Source organism: Aeromonas sp. ASNIH7 (assembly GCF_002903485.1).
GTDB classification, from domain to species: Bacteria; Pseudomonadota; Gammaproteobacteria; order Enterobacterales; family Aeromonadaceae; genus Aeromonas; species Aeromonas caviae.
The window spans coordinates 3,706,579-3,720,668 of the sequence record NZ_CP026226.1; the positions used below are offsets into that span (position 1 = coordinate 3,706,579).

The 14,090-nt window shown below is 64.1% G+C and carries 13 protein-coding genes; 3 read left to right on the forward strand and 10 right to left on the reverse strand.

What is annotated here, in order from left to right; all coding sequences use genetic code 11:
- Nucleotides 1-17: 17 nt before the first annotated feature.
- Complete coding sequence (locus tag C2U47_RS17530; RefSeq protein WP_043154550.1) at nucleotides 18-1,640, reverse strand: methyl-accepting chemotaxis protein; 1,623 nt, start codon at nucleotides 1,638-1,640, stop codon at nucleotides 18-20.
- Nucleotides 1,641-1,804: 164 nt separating this feature from the next.
- On the opposite strand from C2U47_RS17530, the gene C2U47_RS17535 reads away from it, so the two are divergent.
- Entirely contained in the window at nucleotides 1,805-2,437 is a 633-nt protein-coding gene (locus tag C2U47_RS17535) for a LysE family translocator (protein ID WP_039039878.1), read from the forward strand.
- Nucleotides 2,438-2,579: 142 nt separating this feature from the next.
- Here the strand turns inward: C2U47_RS17535 and C2U47_RS17540 are convergent, their stop codons facing one another.
- The 7 genes from C2U47_RS17540 to C2U47_RS17570 form a co-directional block, all read right to left on the reverse strand.
- Complete coding sequence (locus C2U47_RS17540) at nucleotides 2,580-3,683, reverse strand: beta-N-acetylglucosaminidase domain-containing protein (protein ID WP_043154552.1); 1,104 nt, start codon at nucleotides 3,681-3,683, stop codon at nucleotides 2,580-2,582.
- Between the two features lie 45 nt (nucleotides 3,684-3,728).
- Nucleotides 3,729-5,456 carry a potassium/proton antiporter gene (locus C2U47_RS17545; RefSeq protein ID WP_010674047.1) on the reverse strand — a complete coding sequence of 576 codons (1,728 nt, stop codon included), beginning with the start codon at nucleotides 5,454-5,456 and terminating at the stop codon, nucleotides 3,729-3,731.
- Between the two features lie 268 nt (nucleotides 5,457-5,724).
- Nucleotides 5,725-5,871 (reverse strand): hypothetical protein, encoded by a 147-nt coding sequence (locus C2U47_RS17550; RefSeq protein ID WP_010674048.1) that lies wholly within the window; start codon nucleotides 5,869-5,871, stop codon nucleotides 5,725-5,727.
- Nucleotides 5,871-6,557 carry a M15 family metallopeptidase gene (locus C2U47_RS17555; protein WP_043154557.1) on the reverse strand — a complete coding sequence of 229 codons (687 nt, stop codon included), beginning with the start codon at nucleotides 6,555-6,557 and terminating at the stop codon, nucleotides 5,871-5,873. The genes C2U47_RS17550 and C2U47_RS17555 overlap by 1 nt, the downstream gene beginning before the upstream one ends.
- A gap of 29 nt (nucleotides 6,558-6,586) precedes the next feature.
- Nucleotides 6,587-7,714 (reverse strand): succinyl-diaminopimelate desuccinylase, encoded by a 1,128-nt coding sequence (gene dapE, locus C2U47_RS17560; RefSeq protein WP_010674050.1) that lies wholly within the window; start codon nucleotides 7,712-7,714, stop codon nucleotides 6,587-6,589.
- A gap of 22 nt (nucleotides 7,715-7,736) precedes the next feature.
- Entirely contained in the window at nucleotides 7,737-8,087 is a 351-nt protein-coding gene (locus C2U47_RS17565) for an ArsC family reductase (protein ID WP_039039874.1), read from the reverse strand.
- 326 nt (nucleotides 8,088-8,413) lie between these two features.
- Nucleotides 8,414-8,728: a hypothetical protein gene (locus C2U47_RS17570; RefSeq protein WP_010674057.1), complete on the reverse strand. Its 315-nt coding sequence runs from the start codon at nucleotides 8,726-8,728 to the stop codon at nucleotides 8,414-8,416.
- A 285-nt stretch (nucleotides 8,729-9,013) separates the two neighbouring features.
- On the opposite strand from C2U47_RS17570, the gene dcuC reads away from it, so the two are divergent.
- Nucleotides 9,014-10,390, forward strand: a complete 1,377-nt coding sequence (dcuC, locus tag C2U47_RS17575) for a C4-dicarboxylate transporter DcuC (protein WP_049636352.1) — start codon at nucleotides 9,014-9,016, stop codon at nucleotides 10,388-10,390.
- Between the two features lie 140 nt (nucleotides 10,391-10,530).
- A complete protein-coding gene (locus C2U47_RS17580; protein ID WP_043155242.1) occupies nucleotides 10,531-11,670 on the forward strand; it encodes a M20 family metallopeptidase in 1,140 nt (379 codons plus the stop codon).
- Nucleotides 11,671-11,740: 70 nt separating this feature from the next.
- On the opposite strand, the gene C2U47_RS17585 is transcribed toward C2U47_RS17580, so the two are convergent.
- Together C2U47_RS17585 and C2U47_RS17590 are read right to left on the reverse strand one after the other, a co-directional pair.
- Complete coding sequence (locus C2U47_RS17585; protein WP_043155241.1) at nucleotides 11,741-12,397, reverse strand: hypothetical protein; 657 nt, start codon at nucleotides 12,395-12,397, stop codon at nucleotides 11,741-11,743.
- 127 nt (nucleotides 12,398-12,524) lie between these two features.
- Nucleotides 12,525-13,868: an anaerobic C4-dicarboxylate transporter gene (locus C2U47_RS17590; protein ID WP_043155239.1), complete on the reverse strand. Its 1,344-nt coding sequence runs from the start codon at nucleotides 13,866-13,868 to the stop codon at nucleotides 12,525-12,527.
- Nucleotides 13,869-14,090: the final 222 nt, after the last annotated feature.

Here is a 14,090-nt window from a genome sequence, read left to right on the forward strand (position 1 = left end):
AAGAGACCCTCTCGGGATCAGAGCTGGAACTGGGCGAGCTGCCTGCGCTGCTGCTCGGCGAGCTGTGACAGTTCGTGACTGGCGGCGGCACTCTGGCTGATGCCGGCGGCGTTCTGGTTCACGATCTCGTGGATGTTGGTGAGGTTGCGGCTGATGTCGGCGGTGACGCAGGATTGTTGTTCTGCCGCGGTCGCCACCTGGGCGTTGGCACCGTTGATCTGGTTGACCGCGTCCGTGATGCCCCCCAGCAAGGCCTGTACCTCGGCGGAGAGCTGCTGGTTGTGGCCGAGGATCTCCAGGGTCTGCTGCACGCCGCTGTTGGCGGAGAGGGACTGGCTCTGCAACTGCTCGATGATGGCCTGGATCTCCTTGGTGGAGTCCTGGGTACGGGCAGCCAGCAGGCGCACTTCGTCGGCCACCACCGCAAAGCCGCGGCCGCTTTCACCGGCGCGGGCCGCCTCGATGGCGGCGTTGAGGGCCAGCAGGTTGGTCTGCTCCGAAATGCTCTGAATGACTTCGATCACCTTGCCGATCTGCTCGGACTGGGACTTGAGCCTGGCCACCACAGTCGCGGCGTTCTCCAGACTGCCCGCCATGCGGCCGTTGGCCTCAATGCTTTCGGCAAACAGGGCCAGCCCCTGTTCGACCCGACTGTTGGCATCCCGGGCCAGCTCGTCGGCCAGGGCGGCGTTGTGGTTGACGTTGTCGGCGGTGCTGGCCAGCTCGGTGACGGCGGAGGCCACCTGTTCGGTCTCACCACGCTGCTGCTGGGCGTTGACCTCTGCCTGGGTCATCACAGCGGCAAGCTCGGTGGCGGCGGAGGCCACATTGCCGCTGATGCCGGTCAGGGTCTGGATGGTGTTGGCAAGCTGGCTCAGGGTCCGGTTGATATCCCTGGCGAGCTGGCCCAGCTCGTTGTTGCCTTCGGCATTGGCACGCACGTTGAAGCGGCCGAGGGCGACGGCGTGCATCACCTCCTGCAACTGGCCGATGGGCTGCACGATGCGCCCGGAGATCCACCAGCCGCCCAGCAGGGCCGCGATCAGGGTGCTCCCCATCAGCAGCAGGGTGCGCAGCAGGGTCGCGCGGTAGTGGGCCTGCTCCTCGGCAATCTCAGTCTGGGTCAGCTGATTGATGTGGACGGACATGGCATCGATCTGCTTGATGAGCGCCTCCCCCAGATCGCGAAAGTGCAGGCGGGCCTGCTCATAGGCGGCGGGATCGCCACTGCCTTGGTACTTGGCGGTCAGCAGGGGCAGCATGCTGCTGCGGGTATGGCCGAGGTAGGCCTGCAGGGCGGCCGCGACCTGACGGTTGTCCTGCTCGGCACCGGTGACAACCAGTCTGGTCAGGATGGCGCCAATCTCCTGTTCGGCGGCGGAGAGCTGAGCCGGCAACTGGGCGAAGAGGGCCTCATCGTAGAGGCCGTAGATGGCGTTGGTGCGCAGTCGGTAGGTGGCGTGGATCAGGGCCGCGATGTCGTCCTTGTGGCGGGTGACGCTGGCGGTGGTTTCATTCATGTCCTGAATGGCACCGTCGATTTCCTGTTTGCTGATCACGGCCATCAGCAGCATCAACAGGCTGGCGAGCAGGAGAGGGATAAGCACTTGAAGACGAATGGACAGATTATTCAATGACATGAAAGATCCTAACCCGAAAGAGGAGTGAGGCGGCATCTTACACAGGCGCGACAATCCTTGTCACAGGGTTTTTAATGCTGAATTCTTGCTGAATGAAAAGGTTTTTCTTGTGTTAAAAGAGTGTGATAGGCAAGATCGTCTGCTTGTTACCCTGGAGGTGTAGTGTGTCCGACTGGATTGATCCCGCCATCTTGGCGCTCTTTATTCCCACGTTCTTTTTTGTCTCAGTAACACCCGGTATGTGCATGACCCTGGCGATGACCCTGGGCATGAGTCTGGGGGTGCGCCGTACCCTGCACATGATGTGGGGGGAGCTTGTCGGCGTCGGCCTGGTCTCCGTGCTGTCGGTGGTCGGGGTGGCGGCAGTCATGCTCAACTACCCGGCCCTGTTCTCTGCATTCAAATATGTCGGTGGCGCCTACCTGGTCTGGCTCGGCATCCAGATGTGGCAGGCCAAGGGCAAGATGGCCATCCCGGCGGATCTCTCGGCGGGTCAGCAGACCAGCCCCATGGGACTGGCCGTACAGGGTTTCGTGACCGCCATCGCCAACCCCAAGGGGTGGGCCTTCATGGTCTCCCTGCTGCCCCCCTTCATCAATGCGGCCAAGCCGATGGCACCCCAGATAGGGGCCCTGGTCGCGCTCATCCTGGTCATCGAGTTCTCCTGCCTGATGCTCTATGCCAGCGGTGGCCGCACCTTGCGCCATTTCCTCGCCAAGAGCGGCAATGTCACTCTGATGAACCGGATCGCGGGCTCTCTCATGCTGTTTGTCGGGGTCTGGCTGGCCTTCGGCTAAACACCCGCTCAATCTGCCGCCCTATGTGACGCCATGGGGCACCTGAAGAGACATCATGCAAAAAGGCCACCTCCCTGCCCGGGAGGTGGCCTTTTACATGGGCCCGTTTTTTCATGAACCCACTTTTCATGGACTCATGAGGTCAGTCGGTCAGGCAGTCCGGATCGAACACGTACTCCCCGGCCAGCCAGCGCAGGATCTCGTTCACGCAGGCCTGATCCTGGAACGGCAGGTAGCGGCTCTTGAGATGGATGACCTGCTCGGGGGTGAGCTGGGCCAGACCGATGTCCTGGAAGAGCGGCAGGTCTGCCTGGATCATGGCGGAGATCTGCGGCCCGCAGGTGGCGTTGAGGGAGGCGTGCAGCGCCTTGTCAGGATCGTACTGCTTGCCGAGCTTGTAGCTCATGGGCAGGGTGGCGAGCGGCAGGGCCGAGAGGGCCGCCTGCTTCATGGGATTGACCGCATGGCCGCTCACGAGATCCGCCAGCTCTGCCGGACGGTTTTCGAAGGCGCGCAGGTGCAGGAAGCTGCTCGCCTTGCTGCCGTCATTGACCGGATAGTTGTCCCACAGGAAGGGCTTGCGATGGAGCCAGTCGGCGGCCTGTTTGAGGTGGGCAGCCGGATACTCGGTGGAGCAGACTTTGGGGCCGGTCCAGAAGACATCGATGCGCTTGTCGAGCCCCTGACCCAGATCCTGCAGATAGTGGGGGGGCATGGCACCGAACACCTTCTCCAGCACCGGATCCGTGCTGTAGTAGCTGGGGCAGAACAGCAGGCGGCCTGCATCGGTGTGGGCCGCGATGTCGTGGGCGATGGTGAGCTGCCAGTGGGCGAGATCCGGGGTGTCCCCCTTCATGTCGTCAAACAGGATCGCCAGGATATCGGGCTTGAGCACCTCTTCGATGAGCCTCACCTTCTCCAGCAGGGCGGGTCGCTGGCGGGCATAGTCGTGATGGGCCCCCATGGGGCTCAGGCCCACCCCGAAGGCCAGACCGTTCTCCCGGCACTGGCGGGCGAGCTGGCACAGGGCTTCAAGCTGGTCGGCGGGCCAGGGGGTGGCCCAGTGCTTGCGCAGGTAGCCGTCTTCCTTGGGGGCGTAGAGGTAGAAGCCATAGCCGTGGCGGGGCAGCCACTGGGCGTAGCGGGCACGGGCTTCCCAGCTCCAGCCCTTGCCAAAGAAACCCTCGATGAGGCCCAGCTTGGGCGAGGGAGGATACAGACCGGACAACAGGGTTTGATAAGGCATGGTTCACTCCCTTCTCACACAAATGCGGGCTACGATGGCCGGCGCCTAGACGGGGTCTTCTTCCAGGAAGCGCACCCCTATCTTGCGGGGTTCACCCTCTTCCATTTCCGCCACCGTCCAGAGCAGTCCCTGCCAGGCGACATGGTCACCGACCACCAGATTATCGCCCAACTGATGGGCAATAAAATCGCCGAGGCTCTGATCCGCCACCTCGCTCACATCCAGCCCGTAGAGCGGGGCGAGATCCACCAGCCTGGCGTTGGCCTCCAGCAGGAAGTCACCGAAGAAGCGCGGGCCCAGATCCTGCTCCGGCGCCTGGCTGAAGAGCTGACCGAGGGCGGGCAGGTCGTGCTCGTGGCCGATGACGCAGAGGATGTCATCGGATTGCAGGCAGGTACTGCCCGAGGGGTGGAGCAGCTCCTGGCCGCGGAACAGGGCGCAGATGCGGGTGCCCTGAGGCATGCGCAGCTCCCGCAAGGGGGAGCCGATGCACCACTTCTCGGCGCTCAGGCGATAGACGAAGGTCTCCCACTGGCTGTCGAGATCGATTTCCAGCCCAGAGCGGTTGATGGGAGAGGGCGGTGCGGGCACCTCCACTCGCGCCAGCTTTGATGCCAACGGCAGCGAGCTGCCCTGCAGGATGAGCGAAACCAGCACCACGAAGAAGGCGACATTGAAGTAGAGCTGGGCATTGGGCAGCCCCGCCATCATGGGGAAGACCGCCAGGATGATGGGCACGGCGCCGCGCAGCCCCACCCAGGAGATGAACCAGCGCTCGCGCGGCGCGAAGTTCTTGAACGGCAGCAGTCCAATCCAGACCGACACCGGACGGGCAAACAGGATCATCCACATGGCCAGGGCCAGCGCCGGCAGGGCGATGGGCAGCAGCTTGTGGGGCGAGGCGAGCAGCCCCAGCACCAGGAACATGCCGATCTGGCTGAGCCAGGTCAGGCCGTCCAGCACGGAGAGGGTGGTGCTGCGGCTGCGCAGGGAGAGGTTGCCGAGCAGCAGGCCGGTGAGGTAGATGGCGAGGATGCCGCTGCCCCCCACCGCCGTGGTGAGGGCGAAGATGAGCAGGCCGCCGCTCACCGTGAGCAGGGGATAGAGACCGGGGGCGAGCTTGGCACTGTTGATGAGCTTCCACAGCAGCCAGCCCCCCGCAAGGCCGATGCCAGCGCCCAGCCCGAACTGCTTGACGAGTTGCAGTAGCAGGAAGCCGGCATCCAGCCCCTGCTGGGCGGTGGCCAGCACCTCGATCAGGGTGACGGTGAGAAAGACCGCCATGGGATCGTTGCTGCCCGATTCTATCTCCAGGGTGGCGCTGACCCGCTCGTTGAGGCTGCGCCCGCCGAGCAGGGAGAAGACCGCCGCCGCATCGGTGGAGCCGACGATGGCACCGATGAGCATCCCCTGCATCAGGTTGAGGTCGAACAGCCAGGCGGCGGCGAGGCCCGTGAGGCCGGTGGTGATGGCCACCCCGACCGTGGCCAGCGAGAGCGCGGGCCAGAGCGCGACCCGAAAGGAGGAGACCCGGGTGCGCATGCCGCCGTCCAGCAGAATGATGGCCAGTGCCAGGTTGCCCACCAGGTAGGCGACCGAGTAGTCGGCGAAGTGGATGCCGCCGGGACCATCCTCACCCGCCAGCATGCCGACGGCGAGGAAGATGACCAGGATGGGGATGCCGACTCTGGAGGAGAGTGCGCTCAACAGGACACTGGCACCCACCAACAGGGCACCGATGAAGAAGAAACTGTTGACGGTGGTGGCATCCAATGGCGAACTCCTTATGGCGGGCTGCAAAACAGGCACATTATATGCAGATTGACCCCCTTTGTGTGGCTTAATTGTGCATTGTTTTGCAGTTTTTTACGTTTGTTGCGCAGTTTTCAAGCAGGGCGAGGGTGGCGTGCCCGCGCGGGAAAGCGCAGGGAAAGGGGGCAATGGATGGGGCTTTCAGTGCAGGCAGAGGGGGGCGGCAGAGGGCGAAAAAATGCCGTGGACGGGAAGGGGGCAGGAGCGCCGACGGGCTCCTGCGAGGGGGTCAGTCGTCCTCGTCGTCCTTGACCTCCCGGATCTTGTCCTTGTACTTGGGCAGCTGTTTCTCGAGCTGCTTCATGTCCTTGATGGCGTTGAGAAACAGGCCGAGCAGAAACAGCAGCGGCAAGCCTATCCATAACCACAAGCTCATCAGAATCTCCTTTCGTGGTGTGCCGGGGTGACATAGCGGGCCAGGATCTCGTCGAGATGAGCCAGGATGCACTCCTTGCCTTCAATATCCGCCCGTTCCAGACAAAGCGCCAGCGCCACCGGATCCAGGGCCAGCCCGTCGGATTCGGGCGCGAAGCTCAGGTGCCAGGGCTCGTAGGCCACCCCCTGATCCGGTTGCTCCCCTTTTGCATAGGGCAGGAAGAAGCCGAAGTCGTTCATGTGATCGTCCAGCCACTCGCGCAAATCGGCAAACCAGCCGCCCGCCTCGTACTCCCAGGGTTCCAGCGCGAGCCGGGTGCCGGCGGGCAGGCAGTCCGGATCGTAGATGTCGAGATCCGTGCCCCAGTGATGGCGGCTGGTGCCGGGCAGGGCGCTCCAGTGCAGGATGGCGTGCAGTCGCTCGGTCTCGCCCAGTTGCAGGGCATCGAGGGGCTGGTTGTGCGCATCCAGCAGAGGGCGCTCCCCGCGCCACTTGCCGTTCCAGATGGCGAGCTGGCGCTCGAAGCCGCGCCAGCTGGAGGCCGCCTGCAGGTTGAAACCGGCATGGGCGGCAGCCACCTGCATGTCGTTGAAGGCCGCCGCGGTGGCGGCGGTCAGACGATGGGGGCCGCGCCCCACCAGGATGAGGTGGCTCTCATCCAGCCCAAGCAGTTGATCCTGATTCATGGTCTGGTCTCTCTTGTCCGGAGCGCTGCTCATGCCAGCAGTCGTGCCAGCACCCCTTGGTACATGTCCGCCAGCAGATCCAGATCGTCCGCCTTCACGCACTCGTTCACCTTGTGGATGGTGGCGTTGACCGGGCCGAGCTCGATGACTTCCGCCCCGGTGGGAGCGATGAAGCGCCCATCGGATGTGCCCCCCGTGGTGAGCAGGGCCGGCTGCTGGCCGTTCACTGCCGCCACGGCGGCGACGGTGGCGTCCAGCAGGGCGCCGGTGTCCGTCAGGAAGGGCTGGCCGGAGAGGGTCCACTTCAGCTCGAAGTCCAGGCCGTGACGGGTCAGCAGCGCCTCGACCCGCTCGCGGATAGCCGCATCGGTGAGCTCGGTGCTGAAGCGGAAGTTGAACTGGACCTGCAACTCCCCCGGGATGACGTTGGAGGCGCCGGTGCCGCCCTGGATGTTGGCGATCTGGAAGCTGGTGGGGGGGAAGTAGGCGTTGCCCTTGTCCCACTCGATGGCGGCGAGCTCCGCCAGCGCCGGGGCCGCCTTGTGGATGGGGTTGTCCGCCAGATGGGGGTAGGCGACGTGGCCCTGCACCCCGCGCACCAGCAGATCGCCGGTGATGGAGCCGCGACGGCCGTTCTTCACCACGTCCCCGACCTGGGCGGTGGAGGAGGGTTCGCCGACGATGCACCAGCGGATCTTCTCGTTGCGTGCCTCCAGGGTGTCGATGACGCGTACCGTGCCGTTGATGAAGGGCCCCTCTTCATCCGAGGTGATGAGAAACGCGATGGAGCCCTTGTGGTCCGGGTGCTCGGCCACGAAGCGCTCGGTCGCCACCACCATGGCGGCCAGGGACCCCTTCATGTCGGCGGCGCCCCGGCCATGGAGCATGCCGTCCTTGATGGTCGGCTCGAATGGCGGGGTGTCCCACTTCTCCAGGGGGCCGGCGGGTACCACGTCGGTGTGGCCGGCGAAGCAGAAGAGGGGACCCTCGCTGCCACGGCGTGCCCAGAGGTTGGTGGTGTCCTCAAAGACCATGGGTTCGATGACGAACCCCAGGCGCGCGAGGCGCTCCGCCATCAGGGTCTGGCACCCTTCATCCAGGGGGGTCACGGAGGGGCGGCTGATCAGATCCTTGGCCAGTGTGATGACGTCCGACATCGGTGTTCCTTAACAGAAAAAGTTAACGGGAGAAGAGGGATTGATAGAGGTCTGCCTTGAAGCCCAGGGTCAGGGTACCGTCCTGGTCCAGCAGCGGGCGCTTGATCATGGCCGGGTGGGCCAGCAGCAGGTCACGGGCCTTGGCGGTGTCGAGCCCCTGTTTTTCTGCTTCCGGCAGGGCGCGGAAGGTGGTGCCACGGGTGTTGAGCAGGGCTTCCCAGCCCAGCTTGGCGAGCCAGAGATCGAGCTGCTCCGGGCTCAGACCGTCGGCGCGGTGATCATGAAAGCGGTAATCGATACCCGCCTCCTCCAGCCACTTGCGGGCCTTCTTGATGGTGTCGCAGTTCTTGATGCCATAGAGGGTGGTGGCCATGGGGGATCCTTTGTCTGCGGGCCGGCGGCCCTGAAATCGTGCAAGGGCCCGATTCTGGCATTGTGGTCTCCCCATGGCAACGCTCATGGCCGGATGGGCTGGTTTTACCAGTCAGGCCGAGTGGAGAAGGGAGGGGGCCGCGCGCCAGCACACGCTGGTCTGGGACGGGATGCGCTGCGGTATCAAAGGGGGAGACCGTGGGCGGGAGGCCCTTATGCTGCACACCTGGCCGGATGGGGCCGCTGGGGTCGGGGAAGGGACGGCGGGGGCCAAAAACCAGAACGCGCCTGCTGGTATGGGCGCGTTCCGGATTCAGGGGGCGGCACTCAGTGCAGGGTGGTCCACTCGTGATCGAAGACCCGTGCCCGCTCCCAGGGGGCATCCGGCAGGCTGGAGGAGAGGCCGGCGTATTTGCCCACGTCATCCATCACGATGGCGGAGAGAATGGGCAGGTGATTTTCGGTGCAATACATGCGGATGCGTTGCAGCAGGGTACGCAGTTCATCCTGGCACTGCTCCAGCCCGGCCTGCCTGGCCAGTTTGGAGTAACGAATGGTGGTGCGTTCCTTTGCAGACTCGACGAGGATGTCCCACAGCTTGCAGTCGCAGGTCGGGGTGCCTGCGGTGGCTTGGTTTGTCATAACTCTCTCCGGTGCGAAATGGTCGCTCTGTGTCGACGGGCATCTTGGCCAGTTCACCCCGGCGGGATGTTGATCCAACGCAAACAAAGTGGCGGTTGTCGGTCAGGGATACCCTGGGGAGCATTCTAGATCCAGTTTTGTGATGTTAAATGTCGTTTTTAGTTTTATTTTTGGAATAAAAATCTACAATCGTTTGCTTTTTCCATCTTTATTGATGGTGATCAAGAGGAAAGGGGAGATCCACCACTAGATTGCGCTTCTCGATAATCTTGTCAGGAGTGCACCTTGGAACTCGTCTTCGTCTTGCTCGTGCTGATCGCCGTGGTCTACGGCATCATCAAGGATTACAACCCGCAGGCGGTGCTGGCGCTGGCGGGCATGGCCCTCTTCACCGTCGCCTACTGGCTGGGACTGCACCCCATTCTGCCCGCCGACAAGAGCACCGGCTTCGCCCTGTTCGACCTGTTCGAGGTGTTCAAAGGGATCTTCTCCTACCGGGCGGCGGGGCTCGGCCTCACCATCATGGCGGTGGCGGGCTTTGCCACCTACATGTCCCATATCGGCGCCTCCCAGGCCCTGGTGCGGGTGGCGGTCAAACCGGTGGCGGGCATCCAGTCCAGCTACCTGATGCTGGCCATCTGCTACCTGGTGGCGGTCTTCGTCTCCCTGTTCGTCACCTCCGCCACCGGCCTTGGCCTGCTGCTGATGGTCACCATGTACCCGGTGATGCGCAACCTCGGCATCAGCCCGGCTTCCGCCTGCGGCGTCATCGCCACCTCCCAGGCGTTCGAAATCGGCCCGACCCAGACCAACGCCATCTTCTCCGCCGGTCAATCCGGCATGGATCCCACCAGCTACTTCGTCGACTACCAGATCTGGCTGGTGGTCCCCATGCTGCTGGTGACCATGGTGCTGCACTTCTTCTGGCAGCGGCACTGTGACCGCCAGGAGGGCTGGGATCCGGCCCTGCATCGCGGCGAGCACGCCGAGCTTGACGAAAAAGGGGCGGACGAGGTGGCCGCGCCGACCTGGTACGGCCTGCTGCCCATCATCCCCTTCGTACTGATGATGACCTTCTCCAAGCTCCTGGTGACCAGCATCAGCGTCAGCGTGGAGGTGGCCATGCTGCTGTCGGTCTTTATCGGCATGCTGTGCGAGCTGCTGCGCACCCGCTCGGTGCGCACCGCCTTCGCGGGGCTCTCCAGCTTCCTCGACGGCATGGGCAAGGTGTTCGGCCCCGTGGTGGCGCTCATCGTCTGTGCCGAGCTCTTCGCCGAATCCCTCAAGGCCATCGGCGCCATCGACACCCTGCTCCATTCGGCCAGCAATGCCGGCATCGGCAGCGGCCTGATGACCCTGGTGATGGTGGGGCTCATCATGGTGGCGGCGGTCATCATGGGCTCGGGCAACGCAGCCTTCCTCAGTTTCTCCTCCCTGGCCCCCGCGGTGGCAGCCAAGTTTGGCGTGCCGGCGGTGACCATGCTGCTGCCGATGCAGCTCGCCTCGAGCATCGGCCGCACCGTCTCCCCCATCGCGGCGGTGCTCATCGCCTGTGCGGGCATCGCCAAGGTCTCTCCCTTCGTGGTGGTCAAGCGCACCAGCGTGCCCATGGCGGGGGCCCTGGTGACGGCGCTGCTCCTCAACTATCTGCTGTTCATGTAAAGGCTCTGGTGTAGTAGAGGCGGCGGCCAGTTGATCCACGCTGGCCGACCGCCGTTGACGAGGCGGCGTCGAGTGCCCGCCCACTCTTATCGTTGCAAAAACAGTCTGTGTTTTACGCAGATTGTTCCATGGAGAAGACAATGAACGACCTCACGCGCCCGTTCTCCCTCGATACCTATCTGGCGGATCTCGCCCCGCTCATCAACCTCGACTGCGGCACCCGCACCCCGGCCGGGGTGGCCCGGGTCGCCGATATCATGACCGAGAAATATGAGGCCATCGGCTGGCAGGTGACCCGCCACCAGTTCGCCGCCGAGTGCGGCCCCTGCCTCGAGGCAACCAATGCCCCGGGGGCGGATCACTACGACGTCATGCTGGTGGGCCACATGGACACCGTCTTCCCCGAGGGGACGGCGGCCAAGCGACCGCTGAAAATCGAAGGCAATCAGGCCTTTGGCCCCGGCGTCTCGGACATGAAGAGCGGCCTGCTCTCTACCTGGTATGCCTTGAAAGAGCTGGACCCGGCCGTGCTGGCCAGGCTCAAGGTGCTGGTTTGCTGCAACTGCGACGAGGAGATTGGTTCCCCCTGGTCCAAAGAATGGCTGGTGAAAAAAGCCAAACAGAGCGGCTGCGTGCTGGTGGCCGAGGCGGCCCGCCCGAGCGGGGATCTCATCAGCGCCCGCAAGGGCAATGCCAAGTACCGCATCACCTTCCACGGCAAAGCCTCCCATACAGGCTCGGCCCTGGCACAAGGGGTCTCCGCCATCACGGAGCTGGCCCACTGGGTGCTCGCCATCAACCAGCAGGTCAACATGGAGACCGGCACCACCATGAACGTGGGGGTGGTGCAGGGCGGTACCGGCGTCAACGTGGTGCCCGACTTTGCCGAGGCGATCGTGGATTTGCGCTTCTGGTGCAACGAAGAGGCGCAGGCGGTGCACGACCGGCTCACCTTCATGGCCAACAACCCCTTCCTCGCCGGTTGCCGGGTCGAGGTGGCGCGCCAGAGCTTCAAGCCGGCGATGCGCCCGAGCGGCGACACCGAGGCCCTGATGGCACTGGTGGAGGCGGCAGGCAGGGAGGAGGGCGTCCCCTTCAACTGGCTGGAGGCGGGGGGCGGCTCGGATGCCAACTTCACCGCCGCCGCAGGCGTGCCGTCCCTCGATGGCTTCGGCCCCATGGGGGGCGGCTTCCACTCGGAGGCGGAATTCCTGCTGCTGGAGAGCATCGAGCCGCGCATCCGCCTGCTTAAGCGGGTGCTGGGCAAGCTGGCCAGATAGGCCGGCGTCATAGACAAGCAAAACGGGAGGCCAGTGCCTCCCGTTTTTTATGTGTCGCCATCGTGAGAGGTCATTCCTCGTCCTCCTGCAGATAGGCGAGGTGCTCCTGGCGCGCCACCTGCCAGTGGCCGAGCGTCAGCGGCGCCGCAAACCCGGGGCCGTCGGTCACCATGGTGTGGTACTCCCCCTGCTCGCCGCAGGCATCTAAGCCCCGGGTTGCCGCCAGTTGCTGCAATTCGGCCAGGGTGGTCGCATCGAGCCTGCGCCCCACCCATTCGGGGGCCAGTACCCGGGTATCGACGCAGGAGAGGTGGGAGACGATGCCGCGGGCCAGCATGTCCGCCAGCAACGCCTCGCGGGGTTGCTGCCAGAGCGGGGTGTGGACGGTGAGCCCCAGGGGGCGACAGCGCTCGCGGATCCAGTTCGGTGCGCCCCCCACGCTGTCGATGTCGCCGGTGACGACCCCATCGAGTTGCCACTCCTCTTTCAATGCCGCCAGGGCCCGCTCATAACCGAGATCGAAGGGCGCCTCGATGGTGACCAGCCGATGGGGCAGTGCGAGGGCCGCCGCCTGACGGCGAACCTGTGACAGAGGATGGGCGAGAAAGCGGGGCGCTGGCGGGGCAAAGGTGACCAGGGCCACCACCTGATGGCCCGCCTCCCGGGCGTGGCAGAGGGCCTGCATGGCATCTTTGCCGCCGCTCCAGAGCAGGATGACGCGAGACATGGGGGATTTCCGCTGAAAAAAAGAGGGCTCATGCTACCCAGAGTGGGGGGCGATGGCAAAGCGCGGGCCGGGGATGCGGGGATAAAAAAGCGGCTCCCACGGGGGAGCCGCTCGCACCGGATGCCTGTTACAGCAGGATGCTGGTCAGGATGAAGCCCAGGGTACAGGAGGTCACCACCCCGATGAGGCCCGGAATGATGAAGCTGTGGTTGATGATGAACTTGCCGATGCGGGTGGTGCCGGAGCGGTCGAAGCCGATGCAGGCGAGATCGCTCGGGTAGGTCGGCAGCACGAAGTAGCCGTAGCTCGCCGGCAGGAAGGCGATGAGCAGTTTGGGTTCGACCCCCAGCGCCAGCCCCATGGGGGCGATGGCGGTGAGCGCCGCGGCCTGGCTGTTCACCAGCTTGGAGATGAGGAAGAGCACCAGGGCGTAGGTCCAGGGCTGGGCCTGTACCACGTGGGCCAGGGTCTCCTTGAGCAGCGGCATGTGGGCCTGGAAGAAGGTTTCACTCATCCAGGCGACCCCGAACACGGAGAAGATGGCGACCATGCCCGCCTTGAAGACGGCGCCGTTGGCGATCTCCCCCGGCTTGACCTTGCAGCGCATCAGGATGATGGCGCCGGCGATCAGCATCATCATCTGGATCACCAGGTTCATGGAGAGGGGGCCCGTCTTCTCCTTGATGGTGAAGACGGGGCGCAGCGCCTCATCGGCCCCCAGCAGCACCACGGCAGCGATGGCGGCGAAGAAGATCCAGGTGGACCAGTAGGCCTCTTTCGGGAACTTGGTGTTGAGCAGGGTTTCACCACCGCCGTAGATGAAGTCGCGCTGGGCAGGTTCCTTGATCTTGGCCTGGAACTCCTCGTCCTTGTCCAGATCCTTGCCGCGGCGCAGGCTCCACAGGGCCGCCATCATGACACCCGTGAGCGAGGAGGGGATGGCCACCATCAGGATGTCGAGCAGACCGTAAGCCTGACCCACGCCGTGAGCCGCCGCCAGGATGGAGACCATGGAGACCACGGCCACCGAGACCGGCGAGGCGCAGATGGCCATCTGGGAGGCAACGGACGCCACTGCCATGGGGCGCTCCGGACGGATGTTCTTTTGCAGCGCGATGTCGGCGATGATGGGGAACATGGTGTAGACCACGTGGCCGGTGCCGCACAGGAAGGTGAGGGTCCAGGTCGTGAGCGGCGCCAGCAGGGTGATGTACTGGGGGTGGCGGCGCAGCAGACGCTCGGCCACCTGCATCATCAGGTTGAGACCGCCGGCGGTCTGCAGGGTGGCGGCGCAGCCAATGACCGCCAGTATGGTCAGCATCACCTGCACCGGCGGCTCGCCCGGCACCAGGCCGAAGACGAAGGTCAGCAGGAACAGACCGATACCGCTGATAAGACCCAGCCCCATGCCCCCGAAGCGGGTACCCAGCAGCAAGCAGCCGAGTACCACCAAAAATTCCATCAAGATCATTCCATTACCTCGTGTATTTATCCATGTCCCCATCGGCCAGCTGCCCGGGATCCGCTGTCATCAATTACCCCTGAAGGGTTAATGGACATTTTGTCACCCCTAAAGGGGTAAAAAATTGCGTTGCTTCAACAACCGGCTTTTTTCCGATTTAAGTGCATAAAAACTACGGTTCAGCCCTTGAACAGGGGACCGCCTCCTGGCGCACACCAGATAAATGACGGG

Bases quoted from the DNA above. Each gene is read 5' to 3' on its own strand.
- C2U47_RS17530 (WP_043154550.1), bottom strand. From the start codon at position 1,640: ATGTCATTGAATAATCTGTCCATTCGTCTTCAAGTGCTTATCCCTCTC.
- C2U47_RS17540 (WP_043154552.1), bottom strand. From the start codon at position 3,683: ATGCCTTATCAAACCCTGTTGTCCGGTCTGTATCCTCCCTCGCCCAAG.
- C2U47_RS17550 (WP_010674048.1), bottom strand. From the start codon at position 5,871: ATGAGCTTGTGGTTATGGATAGGCTTGCCGCTGCTGTTTCTGCTCGGC.
- C2U47_RS17555 (WP_043154557.1), bottom strand. From the start codon at position 6,557: ATGAATCAGGATCAACTGCTTGGGCTGGATGAGAGCCACCTCATCCTG.
- dapE (WP_010674050.1), bottom strand. From the start codon at position 7,714: ATGTCGGACGTCATCACACTGGCCAAGGATCTGATCAGCCGCCCCTCC.
- C2U47_RS17565 (WP_039039874.1), bottom strand. From the start codon at position 8,087: ATGGCCACCACCCTCTATGGCATCAAGAACTGCGACACCATCAAGAAG.
- C2U47_RS17570 (WP_010674057.1), bottom strand. From the start codon at position 8,728: ATGACAAACCAAGCCACCGCAGGCACCCCGACCTGCGACTGCAAGCTG.
- C2U47_RS17580 (WP_043155242.1), top strand. From the start codon at position 10,531: ATGAACGACCTCACGCGCCCGTTCTCCCTCGATACCTATCTGGCGGAT.
- C2U47_RS17585 (WP_043155241.1), bottom strand. From the start codon at position 12,397: ATGTCTCGCGTCATCCTGCTCTGGAGCGGCGGCAAAGATGCCATGCAG.
- C2U47_RS17590 (WP_043155239.1), bottom strand. From the start codon at position 13,868: ATGATCTTGATGGAATTTTTGGTGGTACTCGGCTGCTTGCTGCTGGGT.